The 25114-nt window shown below is 59.8% G+C and carries 26 protein-coding genes and 1 pseudogene; 20 read left to right on the top strand and 7 right to left on the bottom strand.

Annotation, left to right across the window (positions count from 1 at the left end):
• Positions 1-68 precede the first annotated feature (68 nt).
• Complete coding sequence (locus JNB85_RS12205; protein WP_220334611.1) at positions 69-497, bottom strand: CoA-binding protein; 429 nt, start codon at positions 495-497, stop codon at positions 69-71.
• 118 nt (positions 498-615) lie between these two features.
• On the opposite strand from JNB85_RS12205, the gene JNB85_RS12200 reads away from it, so the two are divergent.
• Positions 616-939, top strand: coding sequence for a hypothetical protein (locus tag JNB85_RS12200; protein ID WP_220334610.1), 324 nt, complete (start codon positions 616-618; stop codon positions 937-939).
• A gap of 480 nt (positions 940-1419) precedes the next feature.
• A complete protein-coding gene (locus tag JNB85_RS12195; protein WP_220334609.1) occupies positions 1420-2256 on the top strand; it encodes an EamA family transporter in 837 nt (278 codons plus the stop codon).
• Here the strand turns inward: JNB85_RS12195 and JNB85_RS12190 are convergent, their stop codons facing one another.
• Positions 2257-3090, bottom strand: a complete 834-nt coding sequence (locus tag JNB85_RS12190; protein WP_220334608.1) for an enoyl-CoA hydratase — start codon at positions 3088-3090, stop codon at positions 2257-2259.
• Positions 3091-3438: 348 nt separating this feature from the next.
• On the opposite strand from JNB85_RS12190, the gene rplM reads away from it, so the two are divergent.
• Positions 3439-3903 carry a 50S ribosomal protein L13 gene (gene rplM, locus JNB85_RS12185; RefSeq protein ID WP_113427559.1) on the top strand — a complete coding sequence of 155 codons (465 nt, stop codon included), beginning with the start codon at positions 3439-3441 and terminating at the stop codon, positions 3901-3903.
• Between the two features lie 3 nt (positions 3904-3906).
• Positions 3907-4380, top strand: coding sequence for a 30S ribosomal protein S9 (rpsI, locus tag JNB85_RS12180; RefSeq protein WP_007819867.1), 474 nt, complete (start codon positions 3907-3909; stop codon positions 4378-4380).
• Positions 4381-4433: 53 nt separating this feature from the next.
• Here rpsI and JNB85_RS12175 read toward each other — a convergent pair whose 3' ends face one another.
• Positions 4434-4811, bottom strand: coding sequence for a VOC family protein (locus JNB85_RS12175; RefSeq protein WP_220334607.1), 378 nt, complete (start codon positions 4809-4811; stop codon positions 4434-4436).
• A gap of 280 nt (positions 4812-5091) precedes the next feature.
• On the opposite strand from JNB85_RS12175, the gene cml reads away from it, so the two are divergent.
• The 8 genes from cml (at position 5092) to ubiA (ending at position 13112) form a co-directional block, all read left to right on the top strand.
• A complete protein-coding gene (gene cml, locus JNB85_RS12170; protein WP_222858646.1) occupies positions 5092-6279 on the top strand; it encodes a CmlA/FloR family chloramphenicol efflux MFS transporter in 1188 nt (395 codons plus the stop codon).
• Between the two features lie 89 nt (positions 6280-6368).
• Entirely contained in the window at positions 6369-6737 is a 369-nt protein-coding gene (locus JNB85_RS12165) for an antibiotic biosynthesis monooxygenase family protein (protein WP_220334606.1), read from the top strand.
• Entirely contained in the window at positions 6727-7680 is a 954-nt protein-coding gene (gene speB, locus JNB85_RS12160) for an agmatinase (protein ID WP_220334605.1), read from the top strand. The genes JNB85_RS12165 and speB overlap by 11 nt, the downstream gene beginning before the upstream one ends.
• Positions 7681-7760: 80 nt before the next feature.
• The gene (argC, locus tag JNB85_RS12155) at positions 7761-8684 is read left to right on the top strand and encodes an N-acetyl-gamma-glutamyl-phosphate reductase (protein ID WP_220334604.1); all 924 of its coding nucleotides are present in this window, start codon (positions 7761-7763) and stop codon (positions 8682-8684) included.
• A 128-nt stretch (positions 8685-8812) separates the two neighbouring features.
• Positions 8813-9577 carry a bestrophin-like domain gene (locus JNB85_RS12150; protein WP_220334603.1) on the top strand — a complete coding sequence of 255 codons (765 nt, stop codon included), beginning with the start codon at positions 8813-8815 and terminating at the stop codon, positions 9575-9577.
• Between the two features lie 219 nt (positions 9578-9796).
• A complete protein-coding gene (locus tag JNB85_RS12145; protein ID WP_220334602.1) occupies positions 9797-11617 on the top strand; it encodes an ABC transporter ATP-binding protein in 1821 nt (606 codons plus the stop codon).
• Positions 11618-11721: 104 nt separating this feature from the next.
• Positions 11722-12075: a VOC family protein gene (locus JNB85_RS12140; protein WP_220334601.1), complete on the top strand. Its 354-nt coding sequence runs from the start codon at positions 11722-11724 to the stop codon at positions 12073-12075.
• A 122-nt stretch (positions 12076-12197) separates the two neighbouring features.
• On the top strand, positions 12198-13112 hold the full coding sequence (gene ubiA, locus JNB85_RS12135; protein ID WP_220334600.1) for a 4-hydroxybenzoate octaprenyltransferase: 915 nt from the start codon (positions 12198-12200) through the stop codon (positions 13110-13112).
• Positions 13113-13419: 307 nt separating this feature from the next.
• On the opposite strand, the gene JNB85_RS12130 is transcribed toward ubiA, so the two are convergent.
• Positions 13420-14523, bottom strand: a complete 1104-nt coding sequence (locus JNB85_RS12130) for a COX15/CtaA family protein (protein WP_220334599.1) — start codon at positions 14521-14523, stop codon at positions 13420-13422.
• Between the two features lie 115 nt (positions 14524-14638).
• Here JNB85_RS12130 and JNB85_RS12125 point away from each other — a divergent pair, with 115 nt between their 5' ends.
• Together JNB85_RS12125 and JNB85_RS12120 are read left to right on the top strand one after the other, a co-directional pair.
• Positions 14639-14848, top strand: a complete 210-nt coding sequence (locus tag JNB85_RS12125; protein ID WP_220334598.1) for a DUF2842 domain-containing protein — start codon at positions 14639-14641, stop codon at positions 14846-14848.
• A gap of 122 nt (positions 14849-14970) precedes the next feature.
• Entirely contained in the window at positions 14971-16206 is a 1236-nt protein-coding gene (locus JNB85_RS12120; protein WP_220334597.1) for a GNAT family N-acetyltransferase, read from the top strand.
• A gap of 65 nt (positions 16207-16271) precedes the next feature.
• Here the strand turns inward: JNB85_RS12120 and JNB85_RS12115 are convergent, their stop codons facing one another.
• Positions 16272-18452, bottom strand: coding sequence for a GumC family protein (locus JNB85_RS12115; protein ID WP_220334596.1), 2181 nt, complete (start codon positions 18450-18452; stop codon positions 16272-16274).
• Positions 18453-18640: 188 nt separating this feature from the next.
• Here JNB85_RS12115 and JNB85_RS12110 point away from each other — a divergent pair, with 188 nt between their 5' ends.
• Genes JNB85_RS12110 through JNB85_RS12090 form a run of 5 tightly spaced genes read left to right on the top strand, consistent with a single transcriptional unit; the run spans position 18641 to position 23568 of the window.
• A complete protein-coding gene (locus JNB85_RS12110) occupies positions 18641-19216 on the top strand; it encodes a polysaccharide biosynthesis/export family protein (RefSeq protein ID WP_220334595.1) in 576 nt (191 codons plus the stop codon).
• Between the two features lie 3 nt (positions 19217-19219).
• Positions 19220-20389 carry a glycosyltransferase gene (locus JNB85_RS12105; protein ID WP_220334594.1) on the top strand — a complete coding sequence of 390 codons (1170 nt, stop codon included), beginning with the start codon at positions 19220-19222 and terminating at the stop codon, positions 20387-20389.
• Between the two features lie 55 nt (positions 20390-20444).
• Positions 20445-22007 carry an undecaprenyl-phosphate glucose phosphotransferase gene (locus tag JNB85_RS12100; protein ID WP_220334593.1) on the top strand — a complete coding sequence of 521 codons (1563 nt, stop codon included), beginning with the start codon at positions 20445-20447 and terminating at the stop codon, positions 22005-22007.
• A complete protein-coding gene (locus JNB85_RS12095) occupies positions 22004-23278 on the top strand; it encodes an O-antigen ligase family protein (RefSeq protein WP_220334592.1) in 1275 nt (424 codons plus the stop codon). Before JNB85_RS12100 ends, JNB85_RS12095 begins: the two co-directional genes overlap by 4 nt.
• Positions 23275-23568 carry a helix-turn-helix domain-containing protein gene (locus JNB85_RS12090; protein ID WP_220334591.1) on the top strand — a complete coding sequence of 98 codons (294 nt, stop codon included), beginning with the start codon at positions 23275-23277 and terminating at the stop codon, positions 23566-23568. The genes JNB85_RS12095 and JNB85_RS12090 overlap by 4 nt, the downstream gene beginning before the upstream one ends.
• 220 nt (positions 23569-23788) lie before the next feature.
• On the opposite strand, the gene JNB85_RS12085 is transcribed toward JNB85_RS12090, so the two are convergent.
• On the bottom strand, positions 23789-24001 hold the full coding sequence (locus tag JNB85_RS12085) for a hypothetical protein (protein WP_183822209.1): 213 nt from the start codon (positions 23999-24001) through the stop codon (positions 23789-23791).
• Positions 24002-24185: 184 nt separating this feature from the next.
• Here JNB85_RS12085 and JNB85_RS12080 point away from each other — a divergent pair.
• Positions 24186-24417: pseudogene (locus JNB85_RS12080) on the top strand (DUF982 domain-containing protein).
• Between the two features lie 15 nt (positions 24418-24432).
• On the opposite strand, the gene JNB85_RS12075 reads toward JNB85_RS12080, so the two are convergent.
• On the bottom strand, positions 24433-24666 hold the full coding sequence (locus JNB85_RS12075) for a hypothetical protein (protein ID WP_220334590.1): 234 nt from the start codon (positions 24664-24666) through the stop codon (positions 24433-24435).
• Between the last annotated feature and the right edge of the window lie 448 nt (positions 24667-25114).

Here is a 25114-nt window from a genome sequence, read left to right as displayed (position 1 = left end):
GCGAAAGTTAACCGCGATCTTTTTCAACCGCAGCACGTTCCGAGGAAAATCCGTCCTGCCTGATGGCGTCAGCCGAAAAGCCGCGGATACTCGATCGCGGGGCAGCGATTCATGACGACCTTGATGCCGCCGGCCTCTGCCTTGGCGGCGGCCGCATCGTCGCTGACGCCGAGTTGCGCCCACACGACCTGCGGGCGGGGATCGAGTGCGAGTGCTTCGTCCACCACACCATCAAGGTATTCGGACGCGCGGAAGACATCGACCATGTCGACGGATTCGGGAATGTCGGCAAGACGGGCATAAACGGTCTGCCCGTGGATCTGCTTGCCCGCCTGCCCCGGATTGACGGGAATGACCTTGTAGCCGCGCGACAGGAGATAACCCATGACACCATTGCTCGGCCGGGCCGGATTGGGCGAAGCCCCCGTTAGCGCGATGGTTTTGACGGATTTCAAAATGCCGGAGAGATAGTCGTCAGCGTAGGCATAATGGTTCATGTCAGGGGTCTCCAGTCTGGTGTCACCAGGGGCGGATTTCACAATCGCGATTCATTGAAACCGTCGGCCTGTTTGAGCGTATATATAGGTGCCGGAAATACCAGGGAGAAATCGTGCCATGAAAAAAGTCGCCCTCGCGCTTGCGCTCGTCCTATCAGCCTCGCCGGCGCTTGCGATCTCGCGCTACAATCCGCTTGCCATGAGCTGCCAAAGCGTGCGGGCGGCGATCCACAATGAAGGCGCCGTCATCTTTCGCTACACCTCGCCGCGCGGCCTTCCTCTCTACGATCGATATGTCCGCAACAGCAACTTTTGCGATGCGACCGATTATGCGGAATGGACGAGTATTCCCTCCAAGGACAACCCCAAATGCCGGGTGCTGAACTGCCAGAACATCGACAACCTGGACGGGATGCTCTTCATCCCACACTATAATCTTTAACTCGCACTCGTAGGCAACTACCAAATTCATCGGTCCTTTCGCAGCTGCGAAGGGACCGGACGATCAATCTCCAGATATAAAATATCTTCTAAGCTCGTCTTAGTTGTGAATTTAGAACCATTTCAAAGTTATAGAATAATATCTGTATTTCAGTAGCATAGGACTGCCGGCACTCTCTTTTTACAGAGCAATTTCACCTTTCATACATAATCTGATCATGATATGTTCACGCGTCTATTAGAGGCATCTCATAGTTGAGTCCAACGATGGCAATTGAACGCATTTCGAGCGCACGTAAAAATTGCTTCAATGATGGGCAATTGTTCATCTGAACAATCCATGCTATTGGAAACGCGACCGTGCGGAGTACACCCTCCAACTGAAATCGCGCAAATACAGGTTGTTATTTCAAGGCAGGTCCAAGCGGGGAAGCTGTGGTGTTTCCCTATATTTTGTTGCACTGCTTCCGGACCATCCACCTTGCCCCTCGACGTTATTCTTCTCGTCCTTTTCGGTGCTCTTCTGCATGCCACATGGAATGCCATCGTCAAAGCCGGCAAGGACAAGTCGCTTGATGCGGCGCTGATCTCTGCAGGCGGCGCGGTCGCCTCCCTGCCTTTTCTACCTTTGCTTCCACTGCCGCAGCCGCAGGCCTGGCCCTTCATCGGCGCTTCCGCCGTCCTGCAATTTGCCTATTTCCAGCTGGTCGCCGCCGCCTATAGAGCCGGCGATATCGGCTTGGTCTATCCACTGATGCGCGGCGGCGCACCCCTGCTCATCGTCGCCACCAGCGGCTTCATCCTGGGAGAGCATCTGACGGGTGGAGCGCTTGCGGGAACGATGACGATCTGCGTCGGAATCCTCACGCTCGCCTTCGAAGCCCGCCGCGGCGGTCGCGACGCGATCGCATTGGCGCTCATCAACGCCTGCGTTATCGCTACCTATACTTATGTGGACGGCATCGGCGCCCGGCTCTCGGGCAATGCGATTTCCTACACGCTGTGGATGTCGCTTCTGCCGCCGGTTCTGCTCTTTGCCTGGGCGCTGTCGCAGCGCGGTCTGGTGACTGTCGCCACTCACGTCGGGCGCAATTGGTGGCGCGGACTGATCGGCGGCGCTGGTTCGATCGCCTCTTACGGGCTGGCGCTCTGGGCCATGACGAAGGCCCCGGTCGCGACGGTGGCGGCACTGCGGGAAACCGCCATCCTGTTTGCGCTTGCCATCTCGGTTCTGGTGCTGAAGGAAAAGGCCAGCATCTGGCGTTACCTCGCCGGCGTCATCATCGCGCTCGGCGGGCTGATCCTGAAACTTGCCTGATTACTCGCCCTTCCATTCGGGCGTGCGTTTGCCGAGGAAGGCACCGATGCCCTCTTGCGCATCGCCGGTCAGCATGCCGTCGACCATCACGCTCGCGGCATAGTCATAAGCCTCAGCTACGGGCATTTCGAGCTGCTTATAAAAGGCTTCCTTGCCAATCCTCAGGGCCTCCGGCGATTTCGAGGCAATGACGGAAGCGTATTTGCTGACCACCTGGGTGAGGTATTGCTTCGGTACAATGCGGTTGACCAGGCCGAAATCCTTTGCGGTTGAGGCGTCGATCGTCTCGCCCGTCAGCAACATCTCCATCGCCTGCTTGCGGTGGGCGGCGCGCGAAACGGCGACAGCCGGCGTCGAGCAGAAAAGCCCGATATTGACGCCTGGCGTGCAGAAGGTGGACGTATCCGTGCAGATCGCAAGATCGCAGCTTGCGACAAGTTGGCAGCCCGCTGCGGTCGCGAGCCCGTCGATCTCGGCGATAACAGGCTTCGGCAGGCGGCTAATCTCCAGCATCAGATCGGCGGCCAGCGCAAAGGTTTCTTCGAAGAAGGCGACGCCATCGTCCTCGTCAGCGCGGTGAGCGGTCAACTCCTTGAGGTCGTGTCCGGCGGAAAAGACATTGCCGGTCGAGGCGATAACGACGATGCGCACGTCCTTGTCATCTGCCGCACCCTGCAGCTCGCCCATCAGCGTTTCCATGACCGATATATTGAGAGCATTGGCGGGCGGATTGTTGAGCGTCAGGCGCAATATGCCGTCGGAAAGCTGGCGGAGCACGAGGGCGCCCTCACCCGAATTGTTGTTGTCCTTGCGGAAGGATACGATCTCGGCCATGGCATGTTCCTGTGCTGTCTGTATCCGCCCTTGTGCCACAAGGGTGGGGCGATTTCGAGCCGAATACGACAATACATGGCTTCCCGGATGCGAAACTTCCTATTGTTGGGCGCAATAATGTGAGGTATCATTATACCTCACAGTTAATATGCTGTTTTTCTTACGCTATTTTTCCGGTAGTCAGAATTGCTTGTATTGACCGGCTAGTCGATTGCCGCTATAAGCCGCGCCTGAAATGCAGCCTCTCGGGGCTGTTTTCTTTTTGGGCCGTCTTTACAGCCAGCCCAACCAAGCAACAAGAAACGCCCCTCGCCTTCGGGCATGGGGATCCAAGAGAGAGTAACTACTATGGCAACCTTCTCCCAGAAGCCTGCAGAGGTGGAGAAGAAGTGGGTCGTCATCGACGCCGAAGGGCTCGTCGTTGGCCGTCTCGCTTCCGTTATCGCTATGCGTCTGCGCGGCAAGCACAAGGCAACTTTCACGCCTCACGTTGACGACGGCGACAACGTTATCGTCATCAACGCTGAAAAGGTCGTTTTCACCGGCAAAAAGTATTCCGACAAGGTTTACTACTGGCACACCGGTTATGCCGGCGGCATCAAGGAGCGTACCGCTCGCCAGATCATCGAAGGCCGCTTCCCGGAGCGCGTTCTCGAGAAGGCTGTTGAGCGCATGGTTCCGCGCGGCCCGCTCGGCCGTCGCCAGATGAAGAACCTGCGCGTTTATGCCGGCCCGAACCATCCCCACGAAGCACAGCAGCCGACCGTCCTCGACGTCGCAACGCTGAACAAGAAGAACGTAAGGAGCGCCTGATAAATGGCTGACCTCTCCTCCCTGAAGGATCTCGGCACGTCGTCTGAAGTAGCAGCTGCTGCTCCGGCTCACGTCCGCAAGGTCGACTCGCTTGGCCGCTCCTACGCAACCGGCAAGCGCAAGAACGCCGTTGCCCGCGTCTGGGTCAAGCCGGGCTCCGGCAAGATCATCGTCAACGGCAAGGAATTCGCAGAATATTTCGCTCGTCCGGTTCTGCAGATGATCCTGCGCCAGCCGATCGTTGCTGCTGCCCGCGACGGCCAGTTCGACATCGTTGCAACCGTTGCCGGCGGCGGCCTTTCCGGCCAGGCCGGTGCCGTTCGCCACGGTCTGTCCAAGGCCCTCACCTACTTCGAACCGGGCCTGCGCTCGGTCCTCAAGAAGGGCGGCTTCCTGACTCGCGACAGCCGCGTCGTCGAACGTAAGAAGTACGGTAAGGCCAAGGCCCGCCGTTCATTCCAGTTCTCGAAGCGCTAATCGCTTTCGGACATGCTTTTGTGGAAAGGCCGGGTTTTCGCCCGGCCTTTTCTTTATTCCGGCTTGTTATAGAAGGCTTCCAGCCTGTAGCCATCAGGATCGATGATGAAGGCCGCATAATAGAACTGGCTGTAATCCGGGCGGATGCCCGGAGGGCCATTATCCTCGCCGCCATTGGCCAATGCGGCCACATAGAAGGCGTTGACGGCTTCCTCACTCGTCGCAACGAAGCAGAAATGCAGCCCCGAGCCGCGGTCGGCTGGCACCGGGCGCTCCACTTCACTCACCCAGAAGGCGGGTCTCTCGGCGCCATATCCCATCGTTCCTTCGAAATTCGATAGCCGCTCGTAGCCGAGCGGTGCCAGCGCCGCGTCGTAAAACCGGCGTGATCTTTCGAGGCTTTTGACACCGATTGAAACGTGATCGAACATTGCCTTTGGCTCCCTGGTGATTTGCCTGCCGCAGCTTCTTGGAAGCGGTTTGCGAAGTCAACGCGCCACACTCACCTATTGTCGCCGGTACCGCTGGCTGCTAAAGCCACCTCGCGTTTCAGACCGGACAAGACAGGACCTGACATGGGAGCCACCCCGTCCGCAGACAGATAGGCCGCAGCAACCTTTTGATGTTGTTGCGGCATCTGTCCGATCAATCCAGACTGCGATGAGAAGGCAGATCGCCGCCGGATGAACTCATTCGAGCGGATGAATAGCTATGCCTTCCCAAAACAGGAACTGGACTTGCTCCCTGCCGGCAGCGCTGCTGCTTCTGGCGCCCTTCGATATCCTGGCCTCGCTTGCCATGGACATCTACCTCCCCGTCGTTCCGACGATGCCCGACGCACTCGGCACATCGGCGACGGTCGTTCAACTGACCCTCAGTCTCTACATGCTCATTCTCGGCGCCGGCCAGATGCTCTTCGGACCCCTGTCGGACCGGATCGGCCGGCGTCCGGTGCTGCTTGGCGGCGCGCTGCTGTTTGGGATCTCTTCGCTGTTGCTCGCAGCCACTTCGTCGGCCGGACTGTTCCTCGCGCTGCGGCTGTTGCAGGCGGCCGGCGCGTCGGCGGCACTTGTGGCGACCTTCGCGACGGTGTGCGATGTCTATGCCGCGAGGCCGGAAGGCGCCGTCATCTACAGCCTGCTTGGCGCGATCCTCTCCTTCGTGCCGGCGCTCGGGCCGATCGGCGGCGCACTGATTGCCGATCATGCCGGGTGGCGTGCCATCTTCCTGCTGCTCGGCGGACTGATGCTTGCGGCAATCCTCAATGCGTTCAGAGGCTGGCACGAAACGAGACCTGCGGCATCGGCCAATGCAATGATCAGCATGCGCACCATCCTGGCGAATGCGCATTTCTGGGCCTACACGACGGGCTTCAGCGCTGCGATGGGCGCCTTCTTCGTGTTCTTCTCCACCGCACCTCGTGTACTGATCGATCATGCCGGCTTTTCGGGTCTCGCCTTCAGCCTTTCCTTCGCCACGGCCGCGACGGTGATGATCATATCCGCACGCTTTGCCGGCCGTTTCGTCGGCCGATGGGGAATGGCCGGCAGCCTTGCCCGCGGCATGTGCCTCCTTCTTCTCGGCGCATTGCTCCTCGGCCTCGGCGAGGTGCTGCTTGCGCCCTCGTTCGCCAGCTTCCTCCTGCCGATGTGGGTGATCGCCGTCGGCATCGTGCTGACGACCGCAGTCACGGCAAACGGGGCGCTGGCGGCCTTTGGCCAAACAGCCGGAACGGCGGTTGCGTTCTACTTCTGCGTCGAGAGCTTGATCGTCGGCTGCATCGGCACGCTCTTCGTGCTGCTGTTGGACGGCGATACGGCATGGCCGCTCGCCGGCTATTGCGCGGTGATGGGTATCGTCACCCTAGTTGCACTGCACCGTATCCGCGCTCGCGGCTGAGACCGGGGGCGGCGGAGAAGATCCGCCGCCCTAGCTTGAAATCTGTCGGAAGCTCGCCTACCCCTTCCTGCAAAGACAAGGAACTCGATATGTCCTCCACCCAGCCCTCACCCTTCGCCACCACACCCGAACCGCCCTACTACGTCGTGACCTTCTCGTCCATTCGCACCGAGGGCGACAACGGTTACGGTGCCATGGCAGACCGGATGGCGGAGCTCGCGCTTCAGCAGCCGGGGTGTCTCGGAGCCGAAAGCGCGCGGGATGCCGATGGCTTCGGCATCACCAACTCCTACTGGGCCGACGAGGAAAGCCTGAAGGCATGGAAACAGGTGGCAAACCATCTTGCCGCCCAGCAGCTCGGTCGCAAGCGCTGGTACAGGCAATATAAGGTTCGCATTGCGCGGGTAGAACGCGCTTACGAATTTATCGCAGAGGAAGGTGCCTCTCATGGCGAATAAGACCATCGACCATGCCTTCACGGCAAGGAGCCTGACATCGGCAGCCTCCGACCCGACCTTTGCTGGCGCGCTTTCCTTCATGCGCCGCCGCTTCACCAAGGATCTGACCGGAGCCGATGCCGTCGTCTGGGGCATTCCCTTCGATGCCGCGACCTCCAACCGGCCGGGTACGCGCTTCGGGCCACAGGCGATCCGTCGGGCATCGGCGATCTTCGACAATGATCCGCAATATCCGTTTCAGCGCGATCTCTTCGCCGAGATGGCCGTCATCGACTACGGCGACTGCCTGCTCGACTACGGCAATCATCAGGATACGCCCGTAGCCATCGAGCGGCAGGCGAGCGCCATTCTCGACAGCGGCGCCTTCCTTCTCACCCTCGGCGGCGATCATTACGTCACCTGGCCGCTGCTGAAGGCGCATGTCGATCGCCACGGCCCGCTGGCGCTCGTGCAGTTCGACGCGCATCAGGACACGTGGTTGGACGACGAGCGCCGCATTGACCACGGCTCCTTCGTGGCCCGTGCGGTCCGCGCCGGCCTCATCGACCCTGACCGCTCGATCCAGATCGGCATCCGGACCCATGCGCCAGAGGATTTCGGTATCCATCTCCTCTACGGCCATCAGGTCGAGGAAATGAGTGCGGCAGAGATCGCTTCGACGATCATCTCGCATACGAAGGGTTCGCCCGCCTATCTGACCTTCGATATCGACTGCCTGGACCCCGCCTTTGCGCCCGGCACCGGCACACCGGTTGCCGGCGGCCCGTCCAGCGCGAAGATCCTCTCCGTGCTGCAGCGGCTGAAACAGCTCGATGTCAGAGGCGCTGACGTTGTCGAAGTCTCTCCGCCCTATGACCATGCCGACATCACCGCCATTGCGGGGGCGACGGTCGCGATGTATATGCTGGGTCTTCACGCCGAACGGCGCGCGACGGCAGGATGACTGCTGTTATGAAATTGATTCGAGCTCATGGCAAACTGATTCCGGAACCAATCCGAAGTCACTGAAAGTGCAGGATAATCATGGCAGCAAAGATCTTCATCGATGGCGAGGCTGGAACGACGGGTCTGCAGATCCGCGAGCGTCTGGCGGAACGCCGCGATCTTGAACTGCTGTCGATCCCGACCGAGAGCCGCAAGGACAAGGCAGTGCGCGCCGCGCTGCTCAACGAGGCCGATATTGCCATCCTCTGCCTGCCCGACGACGCCGCCAAGGAAAGCGTCAGCCTGATCGAGAATGACCATACCAAGGTGATCGACGCTTCGACGGCGCATCGCGTCGCTGAAGGCTGGGCCTATGGCTTCCCGGAAATGAGCAGGGAGCAGGCAGGCATCGTCGCCTCGGCCAAGCGCGTCGCCAATCCGGGCTGCTGGCCGCAAGGCCCGATCGCCATGCTGCGCCCGCTGATCGAGGCGGGCCTCGTGCCGGCCGATTTCCCGGTCACGGTCAACGGCATTTCCGGCTATACCGGCGGCGGCCGCACCATGATCGAGGATTATGTCGCCAAAGGCGAGGATGCGCCGGAATACATGCCCTATGGCCTGACCTTCAAGCACAAGCATCTGCCGGAGCTGCAGCGTTATGCCAAGCTCGGACGTGTGCCGTTCTTCCAGCCGGTCGTCGGCAATTTCGCGCAAGGCATGGTCGTGACCGTGCCGCTGCAACTCTCGCATCTGCCCAAGGTGCCGAAGGGCGCCGACCTGCACGCAGCCATCGCCGACTATTATGCCGGCATCAAGGGTTTCGTGGAGATCGCCCCCTTGGAGGCGTCGGAACGCACGCCGGAACTCAACCCGGAAATCTATAACAACACCAACCGCATGCGCCTGCACGTCTTTGCCAATGACGATATCGCGCAGGCGCTGCTCGTCGCCGTCTACGACAATCTCGGCAAGGGCGCCTCGGGTGCCGCCGTGCAGAACATGGACCTGATGCTGGGCGTATGACGCCCGGCAATTGCCCTGTTATCAGGCGTTTGCGACATGCCTGTCTTCGACAGTCTGCTTCGGTAGTACCCGATACGATTGCCCGCCTGCCATGAAAGCCCTAAACTCCCCCATGTGAGGGGAGCTCAATGGCGTCGGTTCTCATCGGCATCGCCATCATTGGAGGCACGACCGCAACGGTGCTTGCGGCCTACTACTTCATGTATCTGCTCATGGGCGGTGACCCGGGCGGGCGCGACAGGGAGCTGGCGAGTTCCGTCATCACCCGCATCGCCAGTCTGCATGCGCTCATCCTTGCCCTCGTTTTTGCGCAGGAAATGATCGAATATCAGGCACTGCGAACGGAAAGCGCGGTGGAAAGCAATGCGGTCGGCGATGTCTTCTATGACGCCGAGCGCTTTGGCCCGCAGGCGCAGGCACCGATCCAGAAGGCGTTGAAAGATTATGTCCGCATCGTCATCGAGCAGGAATGGAACGAGCTCGGGCGCACCGGCGAACTCTCCGCAGCCGCCTGGGATCAATGGAACATCGCCTATCTAAAAATTCTCGAACTGGCTCCCGTCAATGCCAAACAGGAGAGCCTGCGCAGCCACATGCTCGATGAAATCCATACGGTTTCGGAATCCCGCGATCGGCGGGAAAACAGCGGCACCGACTCTATCAGCCTGATCTTCTGGTTTGCCGCGGTTTCTGGCGTTATCTTTACCGCTATCGGCTACTACCCTTACGCGCCCGACGCCCGCAACCTGCTGCTGCTATCGATCTTCGGCATTTTTACCGGCATCATCCTCTTCTTCATCTACGCCTTCTCCAATCCCTACAGCCCGCCCGCCACTTTGTTTCCGACGGCTTTCGAGCGCTTGCAGGAGGAAATCAGCGGACCGGATCCGTAAGGGAAAATACTCCGAAGACCCGACCCGAGCCTATCGCCGTCATACGTCATAGCAAAAGGCTATCGCCTTTCGCGGCGTTTTACGGTAAAAGCGGCACGCTACCAGCAAGGCCGTGCTGCTTGAAAGGCACAGCCCCTGTTCCACGCCGATGGGAGGCACTGATGAAAACGATCCTGAGCAACCAGAAAAACAAGATCAACACTCAGGATATTCGTGTTCATGTCCAGTTTGCTTTCACGCGCGAGGAAAAACCCGCCGCGTCTTAACCGTAGCTCCTCAACAGCATCGAAATCTTACAACAGGCGCCAATTGCGCCTGCGCAAGTTTTTGTCCTATTTCCGGCCGCATCTTCGGCTGCTCATGGCCGATGTTGCCTGCGCCGTCGTCGTCGCCGCCGCCGCGGTAGCCTTGCCTCTCTGCGCTAATATCGTCATGAGTCATCTCATTGCGTTCAACGATACGGCTTCGGCCTATTGGCAGATCCTCGGTATGGGGGGCGTCATGCTGGCCATCGTGGCGATCGAGACCGCGGCCATCTTCTTCGTCGATTATCGCGGCCATATGATGGGTGCGCATATCGAGGCGAATATCCGGCAGGAACTGTTCGACCACTGCCAGAAGCTTTCCTTCGGCTTTTACGACCGGCACCGCACCGGCCAGTTGATGAGCCGGATCGTCGGCGATTCCTTCTGGCTAGGCGAACTTTTCCACCATGGGCCGGAAGACCTGCTGATCGCCATCCTCAAATATAGCGGAGCGATGGCGGTCCTGTTCTTCATCGATCTGCAGCTTGCGTTTCTGATCCTTCTCTTGACGCCTTTTGCAGTGGCTTATGCGCTGCATTTCAACCGGCGCATGAGTCGCGCCCTCGAGGCGAGCAAACAGGAGATCGCCGCGGTCAACGAAAGGGTCGAGGATGCGCTGGCCGGCATCCGTGTCGTCCAGTCCTTCGCAAACGAGGATCTGGAGCGGAAGCGCTTTGCCGTTCTAAACAGGCGTTTCCTTCGGAGCCGCGCTGATGGCTACCGGAGCGAAGCCTGGTTTTCCGCCGGTGCCGAGACTTTCGCCCAGATCATCACACTTCTGGTCGTCATCCTCGGCGGGTTGCGTATCCTTGCTGCCGAGCTCACCATTGCCGATCTCCTGACCTTCCTGCTCTGCGTCGGGGTCCTCGTCGATCCAGTCAAGCGTATGGCCAATCTCGCCCGGCTCTGGCAGGAAGGCTATACGGGTTTCGTGCGGGCGATGGAGATCCTGGAAATCGACCCCGACGTCGTGGATCGTCCCTCGGCCCGGCTGATGAGTAACCCGAAAGGAGAGATCCGGCTTTCGAACGTCGATTTCAGTTATGAGGACGGGGCCGAGGTGCTCAGCAATCTTTCGCTGACGATTCGGCCTGGTGAATTCGTAGCACTCGTCGGCCCGTCGGGTGTGGGGAAAAGCACGCTCTGCGCGCTGCTTCCCCGCTTCTATGATGTCACCGGCGGCTCGATCGAAATCGATGGGACCGATATCCGCGACGTGACGCTCGCCTCGCTGCGCCGGCATCTCGGCGTGGTGCAGCAGGATGTCTATCTTTTCGCCGGCACCGTAGCAGACAACCTCCGTTACGGCCGGCCGGATGCGACGGACGAAGAGGTGGAAGCCGCAGCCCGGGCTGCCCATGCGCATGAGTTCATCATGGCGTTGCCGCAAGGCTATCAGACCGATATCGGCCAGCGCGGCGTAAAGCTGTCGGGCGGGCAGCGCCAGCGGCTGACGATTGCGCGCGCCTTCCTCAAGAACCCCGCCATCCTCATCTTCGATGAGGCGACGAGCGCGCTCGACAATGAAAGCGAGCGGGCCGTGCAGCAGGCATTCCTGACGCTTGCCAAGGGACGCACGACACTCGTGATCGCCCATCGTCTTTCGACGATTCGCCACGCTGACCGTATTCTGGTGCTCACCGGCGACGGTATTGTCGAAGAAGGCAATCATGACAGGCTGATGGAGAGCGGCGGTATCTATGCCAGCCTCTATGGACTGCAGGCGAGCATCTGAGGTCAGATGAACTACGACATGCGGAACAGTTCAGTCGACAGGGGCCTGAACTGTTCCGCAGATCGACCAAATACTATTTCTATTCACGTAGAAGGAGGACCACCATGACAGTGCTGCGCATCGTTCCGAATATCGCGGCCGCTTCCATCGAAGAAGTGCGCAACTTCTACTCCGCGCTGTTCGATCTTGAGGTCGTCATGGATCATGGCTGGATTGTCACGCTTGCCTCCGACAGGCGGGCAATCGCCCAGATCGGCATTGCAACGGAGGGCGGATCGGGAACCGCAGTGCCCGACATCTCGATCGAGGTCGATGATGTGGACGAGGTGCATCGGCGCGCTGTGACAGGCGGGCATCAGATCATGTACGGGCCGGCCGACGAGCCTTGGGGCGTGCGGCGCTTCTTTATTCGCGATCCCACCGGCAAGCTGCTGAACATCCTCTCTCACGCAGGCTAATCGGCTCCGTCAGACGCGGGGACGATCATTGCAATGCCTCTGAAACTTCTATTCTGCGACAGCCAATCCAGGCACGAATAACTGCTTTCATTGAGAATTTTCGGAACCATCTGGAACACGCCATGAACACATTAGACCGCCCGGACTTGAGCGATATTCATCAGGGTGACTGGGTGGACCGGCTATTGCCGGGCCCATGGCGACCTTACACAAGGCTCGCGCGGCTCGATCGTCCAGTCGGAATATGGCTGACGCTGTTTCCATGCTGGGCGGCGCTGTTTCAGGCCGCCCATGGCCTCCCCGATATCAAGCAACTGGCCGTCTTCACGTTCGGCGCCCTGCTGATGCGAAGCGCCGGTTCCACGATCAACGATATTGCCGACCGGAAATTTGACGGCCATGTCGAGCGAACCCGTTTTCGGCCTCTGGCGAGCGGGCAGATCGGTGTCAGTCAGGCTTTAACATTTTTGGCCGTCGAACTCGCCCTGGCGGCGTCTCTTCTGTTGTTTCTGACGCCCTATACGCGGCTGGTCGCCCTATGCGTTCTGCCGCTTGTCTTCGTCTATCCGTTCTGCAAGCGTTTCATCCATTGGCCGCAGGCAGTGCTGGGCGCAGCGTTCAACTGGGGCATGCTCATGGCCTGGGCCGAAATTGGCGGCCACATTCCTGCTGGAGCCGTGCTTATGTGGGCTGGAGCCATCGCGTGGCAGATTGGCTACGATACCGTCTATGCCTATGTCGACGTGAAAGACGACAGAAGCCTCGGTCTGAAATCGACTGCCATCCTGTTCGGCCGGCATGGCAAGCTCATGATTGGCCTGTTCTACGCTTTGACGATCGCAGCATGGTCGCTCGGAGGTTGGCTGTCGGGCATGTCCCTGCCCTATGCGTTCGGAATGCTCGTCATCGTCGCGCACCTTATCTGGCAGACCTGGCGGATCGACCTTACACGACCGGAAGTGAATTACCGCCTGTTCCTGGCAAACATCCTGACGGGGCTATTACTGGCAGCCTCGGCCTTTGCCGGAACCTGGTGAGCCCTATTGGCTCAATAAGAGCAGGGCCGATTATCACTGGGACGAAAACCACCGGCGCAAGCCGGGTTCAGAGAGGTATCCTCACCATAGTCGTAGCTCCCCGTTGACGTGCAGCCCGAAGCGACTGCGGAAAGCGTGATCAGAGCGCCTGCCATCACGAATGCGCGAAATCCTTTCATGTGAATATCCCCTTCATAGGATCGCCCATGCGCCAAGCCGATAATCTAGCATGTCACGGCAAATCCATGCGAGGAGCATTGCATTGATCCCATTCACTCTTCCGCGAGCCAGGGGATAAGGACGTCTCTCAGTCGCGCTCGGCGATAACAGTTGCACGGGGATATTCGCCGTAATAGCCGCGCCAGTTGGCGACGGCGAAACCGAACACCACCAACGCACCTGCCTGATGCAGCAGGCCCCAGTGCAGCGGTACCTCGAGCAACAGCGTTGTGATGCCGATTGCCGCCTGGATCGCGATGAGCGCGAAGAGCACCACGGCCCGGCGTGCATGAGTGGTCGAAGATGCGGCGCGCAGTGCGATTACCATGTTGACGAGCGCCAGCGCAAAGAGCGTGTAGGCGCCGAGGCGATGGATGAACTGCACCGTCTTCGGGTTTTCGAAGAGATTGATCCAGAAGGGCTGTTGAATGAAGAGATCGCCGGGCACGACGGCGCCGTCCATCAGCGGCCAGGTATTGTAGGTGAAGCCAGCGTCGAGACCGGCGACCAGTGCGCCGAGGTAGATCTGGAAGAGCGAGAAGATGGCGATCGCCGCCGCCCAGCGGTAAGAATTCTTCGTCGGGGCCGGATCGTCGGAATGCGGTGAGAGCCCGCGCATGATCCACATGCAGGAGGCGAAGATCAGGCAGGCCATGACGAGATGCGTGGCAAGCCGGTACTGGCTGACATCCGTGCGTGCAGACAGGCCGGAGGAGACCATCCACCAGCCGATGAAGCCCTGCAGACCGCCGAGCGCCAGGATGCCGGCAAGCGGCCAGCGCAGGCGCTTCTCAATCCTACCCGTCACCCAGAAAAAGATGAGCGGCAGCGCGAAGATCACACCGATGCCGCGTGCGATCAGCCGGTGCGCCCATTCCCACCAGAAGATGTTCTTGAACTGATCGACCGTCATGTCGCTGTTCAGCTGCCGGAACTCGGGAATGCGCTGGTAGAGCTTGAACTCTTCTTCCCACTCGGCGGCATTCAGCGGCGGGATGACGCCGTGGATCGGCTTCCATTCGGTGATGGACAGACCGGAATTGGTGAGCCGCGTCGCGCCGCCGACGAGCACGAGACAGAAGAGCGCCAGAAGTACGAAGCCTAGCCAGATGCGCACGGCGCGGCGATTGTTATGCTGCCTGCGCATTTCGGTGCGGATCGCCTGCTCCGGGCTCAGGTTCGCGACGGCCATGATCTCTCCTTTTATCCGGCAGTTGATTTGCCCCACCGGCTGATGCAAAACAAGCCCCGAACCTTTGCGGCATGCCGTCGCGCCGGTTCATTCCCGTTCGTTCGAAAGCTATACGATGCCCATCCGCGTTCGCAAATTCATCGGCACGATCCTGATCATCATCCTCGTGCTCTTCTATGCGATTGTGGCGAATACGATCGCGGTTGCGACGCTCGGCAATGCGCCCTGGTGGGGACATCTGCTTTACTTCGCGCTCACCGGCCTGCTCTGGGTGCTGCCGGCCATGGTCGTCATCAAGTGGATGGCAGGTCCGAAGCAGCAATAGCCGATTAACGGCAGAATAACCCTGATCTGCGGAAAACCCCAAGCGCCGGCTGCAGTTAAACCAATTGTATGTCTTTGGCGCTCTAGCTTTCCCTCCAGAAACTTCCTGACTGGAGAAGCTCCGTGCAGACGCAGAGGCACGATATTCCTGAGCAATCGTTCAACGCTGCAGCGCAAGCCGAAGCCGACATTTCGCGGCTGCGACAGCTGAGCGTGAAACTCGCCGTGGCCGAACTCGAGATCGAGCTTTTCGATGCGATGGAGCCTCTCGAGGCAGAATGGCGCATGCTGGAACGCGACAATCTTTCCTCGCTGCATCAGAGCTATGACTGGTGCACGGCCTGGGTGACAGCCTTTCGCCGGCCGCTCGCCATCCTGCGCGGCAGGTGCGGCGCCGATACCGCCTTCATCCTCCCGGTAGAGATCGTCAGCTCCCACGGCATGCGGATCGCCAAATTCATCGGCGCCGATCATAGCAACATCAACACCGGTCTCGTCTCTGACGCCTTTGCCGAAGACAGCGGCTCGCTGGACGGGCATCACCTTGCCATTCGTCTTCGTACCGCACTCGCCGGCAAGGCCGACCTGCTTCTTTTACAGAATATCCCACTGGAATGGCGCAGCCGCCGCAACATGCTTGCCGGCCTGCCCATGGTGCAGAACCAGAACCACGCCTATCAGCTACCACTCCTCGATACGTTCGATAAGACGCTGCAACAGTTGAACGCCAAGAGCCGGCGCAAGAAATTCCGCGTGCAGAGCCGACGGCTGGAGGCAATCGGCGGCTTCGACGATACCGTGCCGGAAGCGTCCTCGGAGCAACACGAACTGCTCGACACCTTCTTCCGCCTGAAAAGCGCCCGCTTCGCTTCCCTCGGCCTGCCCGACGTCTTTTCCGATACGCAAACCAAAGCCTTTCTACACGGCCTGATCGACATGCGGAACGGCGACAATTTCGGCCTGCAGATGCGCGCCCTGCGCCTGAAGGGCGATTATGAGGGACGCATTGCCGCGCTGTCGGGCATTTCCCGCAAGGGCGACCACGTCATCTGCCAGTTCGGCGCCATCGACGAGGATCTGGCTGCCGATATGAGCCCCGGCGAATTCCTCTTCTGGCAAATGATATCGAGCCTGCACGGCAAGGGTGTGGCACTCTTCGATTTCGGCCTCGGCGATCAGACCTATAAGCGCTCCTGGGCACCGGTCGAAACCGACCATTACGATGTGGTACTGCCGATCTCCGGGATCGGCATCGTAGCCGGCGCGCTGCACCGGGCGATCACCCGTGGCAAGGTCTTCATCAAGGCCCGACCCGGTCTCTACAAATTCGCCCAGAACATCCGGGCGAAGGTCGGGTAAGCATGTCACGCAAAAGTGTGCAGCGGTTTTGCGACAATGACATGCGTAAAACAAAGATTTAAAGATCAGGCGGCGTGACGTGCGGGGCTGCGCGTGGCAGCCTCTTCGCCGCCCGACATCAGGACGACGCGTTCGTAGCCGGCGCTCTGGAAATCCTGCATCAAGCCTACGAAAGCCGTCTCATCGATTTCGGGCAGCGACAGGATGATCTCGATTTCCTTGCTGCGCGTCAGCCGCGAAACGCCGGCGACATCGGCCGCGCCGCATTCGACAATGACAATATCATAGGCCGAGGTCAGCGCATCGAGCAGCAGCGAAAGCCTGTCGACGCCCCGCATGGCGCGGCGCACATCGCTCACACCTTGCGGGATCAGATGCGCACCTGACATCCGGTCGCCATGGATCGTTTCGCCGAAGGCCGCCTCGCCGCAGAGCAGATCAGTAACGCCCAGGGCTTCGGGATTCTCCGCCATCAGTTCGCTCGGGTAACCGCTGCCGGTCATATCGATCAGGATCACGCGGCGTCCGGTATCGGCGAGTACGCGCGCCAGGGCTACGGTTGCGGCCGAGCCATCGTCACCGCTTGGAGATATAGAGACGGCAAGCGGAGCGCGGCAATCGGTCAGGTAACTCGCGACGGACGAAGCGGAGAATTCGTTGTCGTCGGTAGGCGTCTCCTCCACCGGCACGGCTTCCGGCTCCTCCTCGTCATCCACGACGGCGGTCAGCATGCTCGGCTTGGCGAGCTTCGAAGCGGGAACTGGCCCTGCCTCGCCCTGCCCTGCCTCGCCCTGCCCTGCCTCCTCGACCCTCTCCTCGATATTCGTGGCCTCGACATTCGTGGCCTCCACAGGGCGCAGTGCACGACCGCTGAAGAGTTCGGAGAGCATGATGACGATCGCGCTCATGATGAGCGTCGCGACGGCTGCGACCACGACGATCGGCACGACTTTCGGGAAATAGGGATCGACCTGCTCGATCGCCTTCGAAACAATGCGCGCGTCCGCCGGGCTGGAATTCCGGTCGGCACGGGAAGCAGCTTCGCGGTAACGAACGAGGTAAGTTTCGAGCAGCTGGCGCTGGGCATTAGCCTCCCGCTCCAGTGCGTTGAGACCCACTGCATCCTCGCCCGCCCTGGCGCTGTTGGCCTGCAGCATATCGGACTGCTGCTCCAGTTCCTTGGCGCGCAGATCGGCGACCTTCGTTTCGTTCTCAATGCTGGCGAGGATCTTCTGTGTTTCCTGGCGGATCTGCGTACGGATATCGGCAAGCTGGGCGCGCAGGCTCTTCAGCCGCGGATGATTGTTGAGCAGACTCGTCTGCAGGTCCGATATCTGCGACTGCAGGCCGGATTCGGTTGCCTTCAGCCGCTGGATCGACTGCGACGACATGATATCACCAAGCGTATCGGAGGCTTCGCCTGAAGACAGCGCATTGCGCACGGCCTGCGCCCTCGCCTCGGCATTCGCCCTGTCGGTGCGCACGCGGGTCAGCTCGACGGAGATGTCGTTGAGCTGTTGGGCGGTAAAGGTCGTGGTGCCGTTGGTCTGCAACAGGCCGTGGGTGGTGCGGTAATCGGCGACCTTCTTCTCGGCCTCGCTCACCTTCTGGCGCAGGCTGTCGATCTCCGGCTCGAGCCAGCGGGTGGCTTCCGTATTGGAAGCGAGCTTGGCGCCGCTCTGGATTGTCAGATAGACCTGCGCCATGGCGTTCGGAATGCTGGCGGCGAGCTTCGGATCCTTGGAGGTGAAGGTGATGCCGATGACGCGCGAGCCTGGCACCTGATAGACTTGCAGGCGCTGCGTGAAGGCGTCGATGACACGCTCTTCCGGCGGATTTTCCAGCGGGTTTTTCTTCAGGTGCAGCGCCACGAGAATATCGCCGAGCGCGGATCCGTTCGCAGCGGCATCGAATTCCGGCAGATTATAGAGCTTCAGATTGTTGATGACCTGCTTGATGAGATCTGCCGACTGCAAGATCTGCACCTGGCTCGATATATTCAACTCGTCGAGCAGTGGTCCGGCACTGGCGTCGTTCGTTTGCGTACTGGCGAATGCGGGAGCGCGCGGCTCGATGAGGAGGCGCGTCTCGCTGCGATATTGCGGCGAAACTACCTTGGCGCCGGCAAAAGCGACAGCCGCACCCAATGCGGTGATCGTCACTATTCTCAGCCGGCGGGCCCAGACCGCGCGCGCGAGCTGGCCGAGGTCGATGTCCACATCCTGATCACTCGCTACGCGGGACATACTCATTACTCCAATACGAACTGCCGCAAGCGTAAACGACCATGGTAACTCAACGGTTAATGGCAACTCCCTCGCAAACGAGGTGCATCTGACAAAAGGATTTGCGAAAATCGGCGGATTTTTTACCGGGCATTAACCCTAATAGATCGATAACGGCTCGACCGAATTATCTTCCTGTGAGCAAGCGGATGCCCTTCGTCCAGCCCAAGACCTTGATGGCTATGAGCGTCGCCGCCATGATGGCTGCATTGGGCGGCTGCACCACCTATCGGCCGGCACCGAAGGCCTTCAACCAGGCGACGATCCAGCCCTATTCGCTCGACAGTGGCGACCGCCTGCGCATCACCGTCTTCGACCAGCCGACGCTGACCAATACCTATACGGTGGATCAGGCGGGCTATGTCGCGTTCCCCCTTATCGGCCAGGTCCCTGCCCGCGGCCGCACCTTGCAGCAGCTTTCCGGCCAGATCGCGCAGAAGCTGCAGCAAGGGTATCTTCGGGATCCCGATGTTACGATCGATGTCGACCGGTATCGCTCCGTCTACATCATGGGCGAGGTCGGCCAGCCTGGCCAATATGCCTATGTCCCCGGCATGACCGTGCAGAACGCCATTGCAGTTGCCGGCGGCTTCACCAGCCGCGCCAACCAGAGCATGGTCGACGTCACACGCAAGATCAACGGACAGGTGCTGACCGGCCGCGTCAATATTTCCGGCCCGATCATCGCCGGTGACACGATCTATGTTCGTGAACGGCTCTTCTAGCCGATGGCAGAGCAGAGGCCCCTCCGCATTCTTCACTGCTTCCGGTCGCCGGTCGGCGGAATTTTCCGCCATGTCCGCGACCTGGTGGAGGAGCACAGCCGGGCGGGCCACGAAATCGGCATCATCTGCGACAGCTCGACCGGCGGCGAATATGAGGACAGTCTCTTCGATGATATCCGTCCTTTTCTTTCGCTCGGGCTGACGCGCATTCCGATCCGGCGCTCCATCAGTCCGGCTGATGCCAAGGTACTCTGGAACACATTCAAGGAAATAAGGAGCTTGCGGCCGGATGTGCTGCATGGGCACGGCGCCAAGGGCGGTGTGCTTGCGCGGCTTGCCGGCTCAGCCCTGCGGGTCAACAGGTATCGCGTAGCCCGCCTCTATACCGCCCACGGCGGAAGCCTGCATTACTCCCGCGCCTCCATGCTCGGCCAGTTCGTGCTGCGCATGGAACGGCTGCAGGAATATTTCACCGATGCGCTGGTCTTCATCTGTGAATACGAGCGACAAACCTATGCCACCAAGGTGGGCCGGCCTCGGGTCACGAACCGGCTGATCTATAACGGCATCGGGGCGCGGGATTTTTCCGATATCCCGACCCGTTCCGATGCCGTGCATTTCATTTATGTCGGCATGCTGCGCGACTTGAAGGGTCCCGATATCTTCATCGATGCGTTCGCCAAGACCGAGCGCCTGCTCGGTCGCCCGCTTTCGGCGCTGATGATCGGCGATGGCCCGGACCGCGACCGTTATCGCGAGATGATGGTGGAGCGCGGCCTCGGCAAGCGCATCGGCATGCTGCCGGCCATGCGCGTGAAGGATGCCTTCTCCATGGCGCAGAACCTCGTCGTTCCCTCCCGCGCCGAAGCCATGCCCTATATTGTGCTGGAAGGCCTCGGCGCGGGCAAGACCGTTATCGCCTCGCGCGTCGGCGGTATTCCCGAGGTCCTCGGCGCCGAAAGTCCCGCACTGGTGACACCGGGAGATTCCGATGATCTGGCGCGGGTGATGGCTGAAGCACTGACGGTACCCGGCTGGCACGACAAGGTCATGCCCTCCCCCGACGCGGTCAAGTCGGTCTTTTCCGCCCCGGTCATGGCCCGCGAAGTGCTGAAACTCTACGGCGAGCTCGTCAATCCCGCTGCGGCACAGGCAATCCCGGCCGTCTCGTAAAAGTTTCTTAGGGGCTTTCTGTTATCCCGCTCACATCAACGAGCGATGAAGCCCCATGAACAAGCTGGAAAAGAGCGGACAGTTCGACGTGGAAGCCCTGCGCAAGCAGGTCTCAGATACCGAGACACGCAACGACGCCTCCAGGCATGCTGCCGGCGAGACGCCTGGTATCAATCCCTACGCGCGTCAGATCGCCGAACAGTTCCGTAACGGAACCTATTCGCCTGTCATCATTATCGGCCAGTTGCGGCTGCTGGAATTCCTGACGCAGTTCGCCATCGGTCTCCTCGGCTTTTATTCCGCGCCCGGCGACGGCAGCGACGGCATCCTGATGCGGGCCGTCATGGCTGCGATCGTTTCGGCATTGACGGTCGTGGCGCTTCAGCTTGCCGACACCTATTCCATTTCGGCTCTCAGAGCCCGTGTGCGATATCTGCCGCGGGCGTTCGCAGCATTCGCCATCGTCTTCGTGCTGACAACAGGGGCTTTTTCGCTCCTGCGCGGTCTCAGCGCCGCGACTGCGCAATCCTACGCCATCTGGTTTGTTGCAGGCGCGCTCTTCCTCGTAATCGACCGCTTCCTCGTGGCGCAGGGCGTGCGCCGCTGGGCGCGCAACGGTATCATGGAGCGCCGCGCCGTCATTGTCGGCGGCGGCGAGCCGGCCAAGGAACTGATCCGTATGCTGGAGCAGCAGGCGGATAACGACATCCGCGTCTGCGGCATTTTCGACGACCGCGGCGAAAAGCGCTCGCCAATCATGGTCGCCGGCTATCCGAAGCTTGGCACGGTCAGCGAACTCGTCGAATTCGTGCGGATGACACGCATCGACATGCTGATCATCGCGCTGCCACTTTCCGCGGAAGCCCGCATCTTCGAACTTTTGAAGAAGCTCTGGGTGCTGCCGGTCGACATCCGCCTTGCCGCACACGCCAATCGCCTGCGTTTCCGCCCCCGCGCCTATTCGCATGTAGGCGCGGTGCCGATGCTCGACATCTTCAAGAAGCCGATCCGCGATTGGGATTCTGTTGCCAAGCGCGCCTTCGATATCTTCTTTGCCACCATCGCGCTCTGCCTGCTCTGGCCCATTATGGTGGCAACGGCGATTGCCGTGAAGGCGACGTCGGAAGGGCCGGTCTTCTTCATGCAGAAGCGTCATGGCTTCAACAATGAAGTCATCAACGTCTTCAAGTTCCGCTCAATGTACACCAACATGAGCGACCCGACGGCAAAGGCCGCCGTCACCAAGGGCGATCCGCGCGTCACCCGTGTCGGCCGCTTCATCCGTAAGACCTCGATCGATGAGCTTCCGCAGCTTTTCAACGTACTGAAAGGGGAGCTTTCGCTGGTCGGCCCGCGTCCACACGCCGTGCTCGCCCAGGCGCACGACCGCGCTTTCGCCGATATCGTCGACGGCTATTTTGCTCGCCACCGCGTCAAACCCGGCGTTACCGGCTGGGCTCAGATCAATGGCTGGCGCGGCGAAGTGGACAATGACGACAAGATAAAGTTCCGCACGGCCTATGATCTCTACTATATCGAAAACTGGTCGCTCTGGTTCGACCTGAAGATCCTGTTTCTGACACCCGTCCGGCTACTCAACACGGAAAACGCCTATTGAGCGCGATCGGCGCCTCCTCTGCGCGCGTGGCTCAGCCGCAACGGCTGACGCTGCGCCTCATCGGTTCGGCGGCGGTCGCTTTCGGTGTCTTTCTCTCGGGTTTCGTTATTGACGAGCCGGCGCCTTACGAACTCTGGATGGCAGGTCTGATCGGCCTCTGGTTCATCCTCGGCCTGAAAATCTCCCGCACCACCGCTCCGCTTCTGGCACTGCTCCTGACCTTCAATATCGGCGGCATGCTGTCGCTCACCCAGATGCGGGACCTGGCGACCGGCCCGATGTATATTGCCGTCTCCACCTTCCTTGCGCTGACCTCGATCTTCTATGCCGCAATCATCGAGGACAGCCACAAGCGGCTGCCGCTGATCTTCAATGCGTGGAGCTTTGCGGCTGTTATCACTTCTCTGCTCGGCATTCTCGGCTATTTCCACGCCTTTCCGGGTTCGCAAGTCTTCACACTCTACGACCGCGCCAAGGGCGCCTTCCAGGATCCGAACGTTTTCGGTCCCTTTCTCGCGCCGCCGGCGCTTTACCTCGTCCATGGCATTCTCGCCGGGAATCTCAGAACATCGCCGTTCAAGGCCGGAGCGCTGCTCATCCTGGCGCTCGGCATCTTCCTCTCCTTTTCGCGTGCGGCCTGGGGTCTTTTCGCCGTCACGGTGTTGATACTGATCTTCATCATGCTGCTGAAGGAGCGGAGCGGCGCCTTTCGGCTCAGAGTGCTGGTCCTGTCACTTGGCGCCATCATCCTGATGGCGGCCTCGCTACTGATTGCTCTGCAGGTTCCCAAGGTCAGCGAGCTTTTCTCGGCGCGCGCGCAGCTCGTGCAGCAATATGATGGTGAGCACCTCGGTCGTTTCGACCGCCACCGTATCGGCTTCCAAATGATGATGGAACGGCCACTCGGTATTGGGCCGCTTGTCTTCGGCACCATGTTTCCAGAGGACGAGCACAATATCTGGCTGAAGTCGTTGACCACTTATGGCTGGCTGGGTTTCGTCAGCTATGTGGGCCTGCTGTGCTGGACGCTCACTCTCGGCTTCCGCAACATATTACTCGACCGGCCATGGCAGCCTTTCCTTATGGTCGCATGGATCTCAGTTCTAGGCCACGCGGCGATCGGAAACGTCATCGACATCGACCACTGGCGCCACGTTTACCTGTTGTTCGGCATAGTCTGGGGCTGCGCCGCGCTGGAAGCTCGCCATAAGCGCTCGAGCCGTTCACAAACACTTGAGAAGTTCGGCAAACGCGCTAGATTTCCGGCATGATTACTGGGGCACAGATACGCGGCGCGCGCGCCATGATCGGCATGAGCATCGAGGACCTCGCGGCTCATGCAGGACTTTCCGTTGAAACGGTTACTGCGCTGGAAAACGGCGAATGGGCGGGCGAGACCCGCGCCATGATCGATGTGCGCAACACGCTGGAGGCCTACGGCATCATCTTCATCGCCAGCGGCAATCAGGATGAGGGCGGCCCTGGCATACGTCTGCGCACCCGCACATCCAGTGATGACGGCATCCGGCCCGAAAACCTCAACGCAGCCAACGACGACTGACGGAACCAAGCGCCATCTCAGGCGCTTCGGCTGTGGCGGTGTTTACCTTATTATCGGCGTGCTCGTCGCCCCGCGGTCGTCGGCCTCGGCGTCTATATCTTCCATGAGGAGAGCAAGCCGGAGGGCATCGAGATGAGCATCGGCAAGGACAGTGTCTCGATCGAGCAGAACTGAGCTCGGCATCCTTCTGCACAGCTTAAAGCATTCGAACCGGGAAGCTTTAGAGATAGGTCTTGGCGAGAGTGGTCAGCTTGCCGCTATCCTTCACGCCTTGTCTGTAAAGCTGGATGAGTGCCGCGCCGATCCTATCGGCTTCCGGCGTGCGCGGAGCGATGCCGCTCTCATCGCAAACCTGGGTAAGGACCTGGGAAAGCAGGTCGATATCTTCCGAAAAGAGCGGTAAATCCTGGGGATGAACTGACGATTTCAACATCGCGCCGCATTTCCCTCAGAGGGCATAACGCATCATTTTGCGTAGCCGACGCCCTCCCTGCCAGCCTTGTCAAATATTATGCGCGTGGCGCAAAACTTTAGCAACTACGCAAATCAAAATCGGGAACAATCTGTTGTCTCGTGCGTTGCGGGCCGTTTGGAAATCCATCTGGAATGAGAGAGCCGTGAGCGAAAAACGCTTCCCCTCGCCCGTGAGGGTCAATCTCCAAGCAGCGGCTTCCTCGTTTCAACTGCCTGGGAAGCTGTCGAATATCTCAGGCGCTTGCCGGCCAAGCGCGGCCGTGGATACCGCTTGCCTTCCAGCACTGTCTCGATGCAATGGATGGAATGAGAATTCCTCGCGCGGCACGGGCGTCTTTCATGACGGCTGCCAGAACAGCCCGGCTGCTGCCATGAGGATTGACGGACTGATCAGAGTTCGCCCCGGAATTTCAGCCGACCGCTCGCGGCATAAAGCTGCGACTGGTTGAAGCCTTCGACGATTACCCTGGCGCCGATCTCGGCCACATGCTCTTCGGCAATATCCGCCAGTGCAAGGGCAACCTCCCCTTCCGGCCAACCGGCTTTCACAGCCTCGTCGGAAAGAGCTTTAAATGCAGTGGCAAGCATCTGCCGACAGTCCTGTCCGTTATTGTCGATCGTCATGAGCCTGAAACTATGCTTTTCTACGATTTCACTTCCTTATATGTCCAGCAGCGAAATTGCGAATAAATTCTAATTTCAAGAACTCAAAGCCGATGGCATCGCAGACATAAGCTTTATTCGCGGATAGATTTCAGGTTAATTCAAATAAATAACCTCTCTTAACAGCGATATATGATGAAAATTCTATGTAAGTATTGCGCTGCTAGCTTACCACCTTAAAAACTACAACAAAAGATCTAGGCAATTTGCGTAAAGTACCGACCTCACCTGACGCGACTTGCTCGCGAGTGGAAGGATTCCATGCTGTTCCGGCGTAGGCAGACTATTGCCGCAGACTTTTCCGACGGTCATGATCGGGGTGCGAGAATATCAAACCGCACCGAAGGGGCAGGAAAAAGCTCCGCTGCAGACATTCTCCTGGACAAGTTTCGTTTTATGATCATGGGGA

The organism is Rhizobium mesosinicum, from assembly GCF_019511345.1.
Lineage (GTDB): Bacteria > Pseudomonadota > Alphaproteobacteria > Rhizobiales > Rhizobiaceae > Rhizobium > Rhizobium mesosinicum.
The sequence above is the reverse complement of the archived record's forward strand: the minus strand, read 5'-3'. Positions and strand labels throughout refer to the sequence as shown.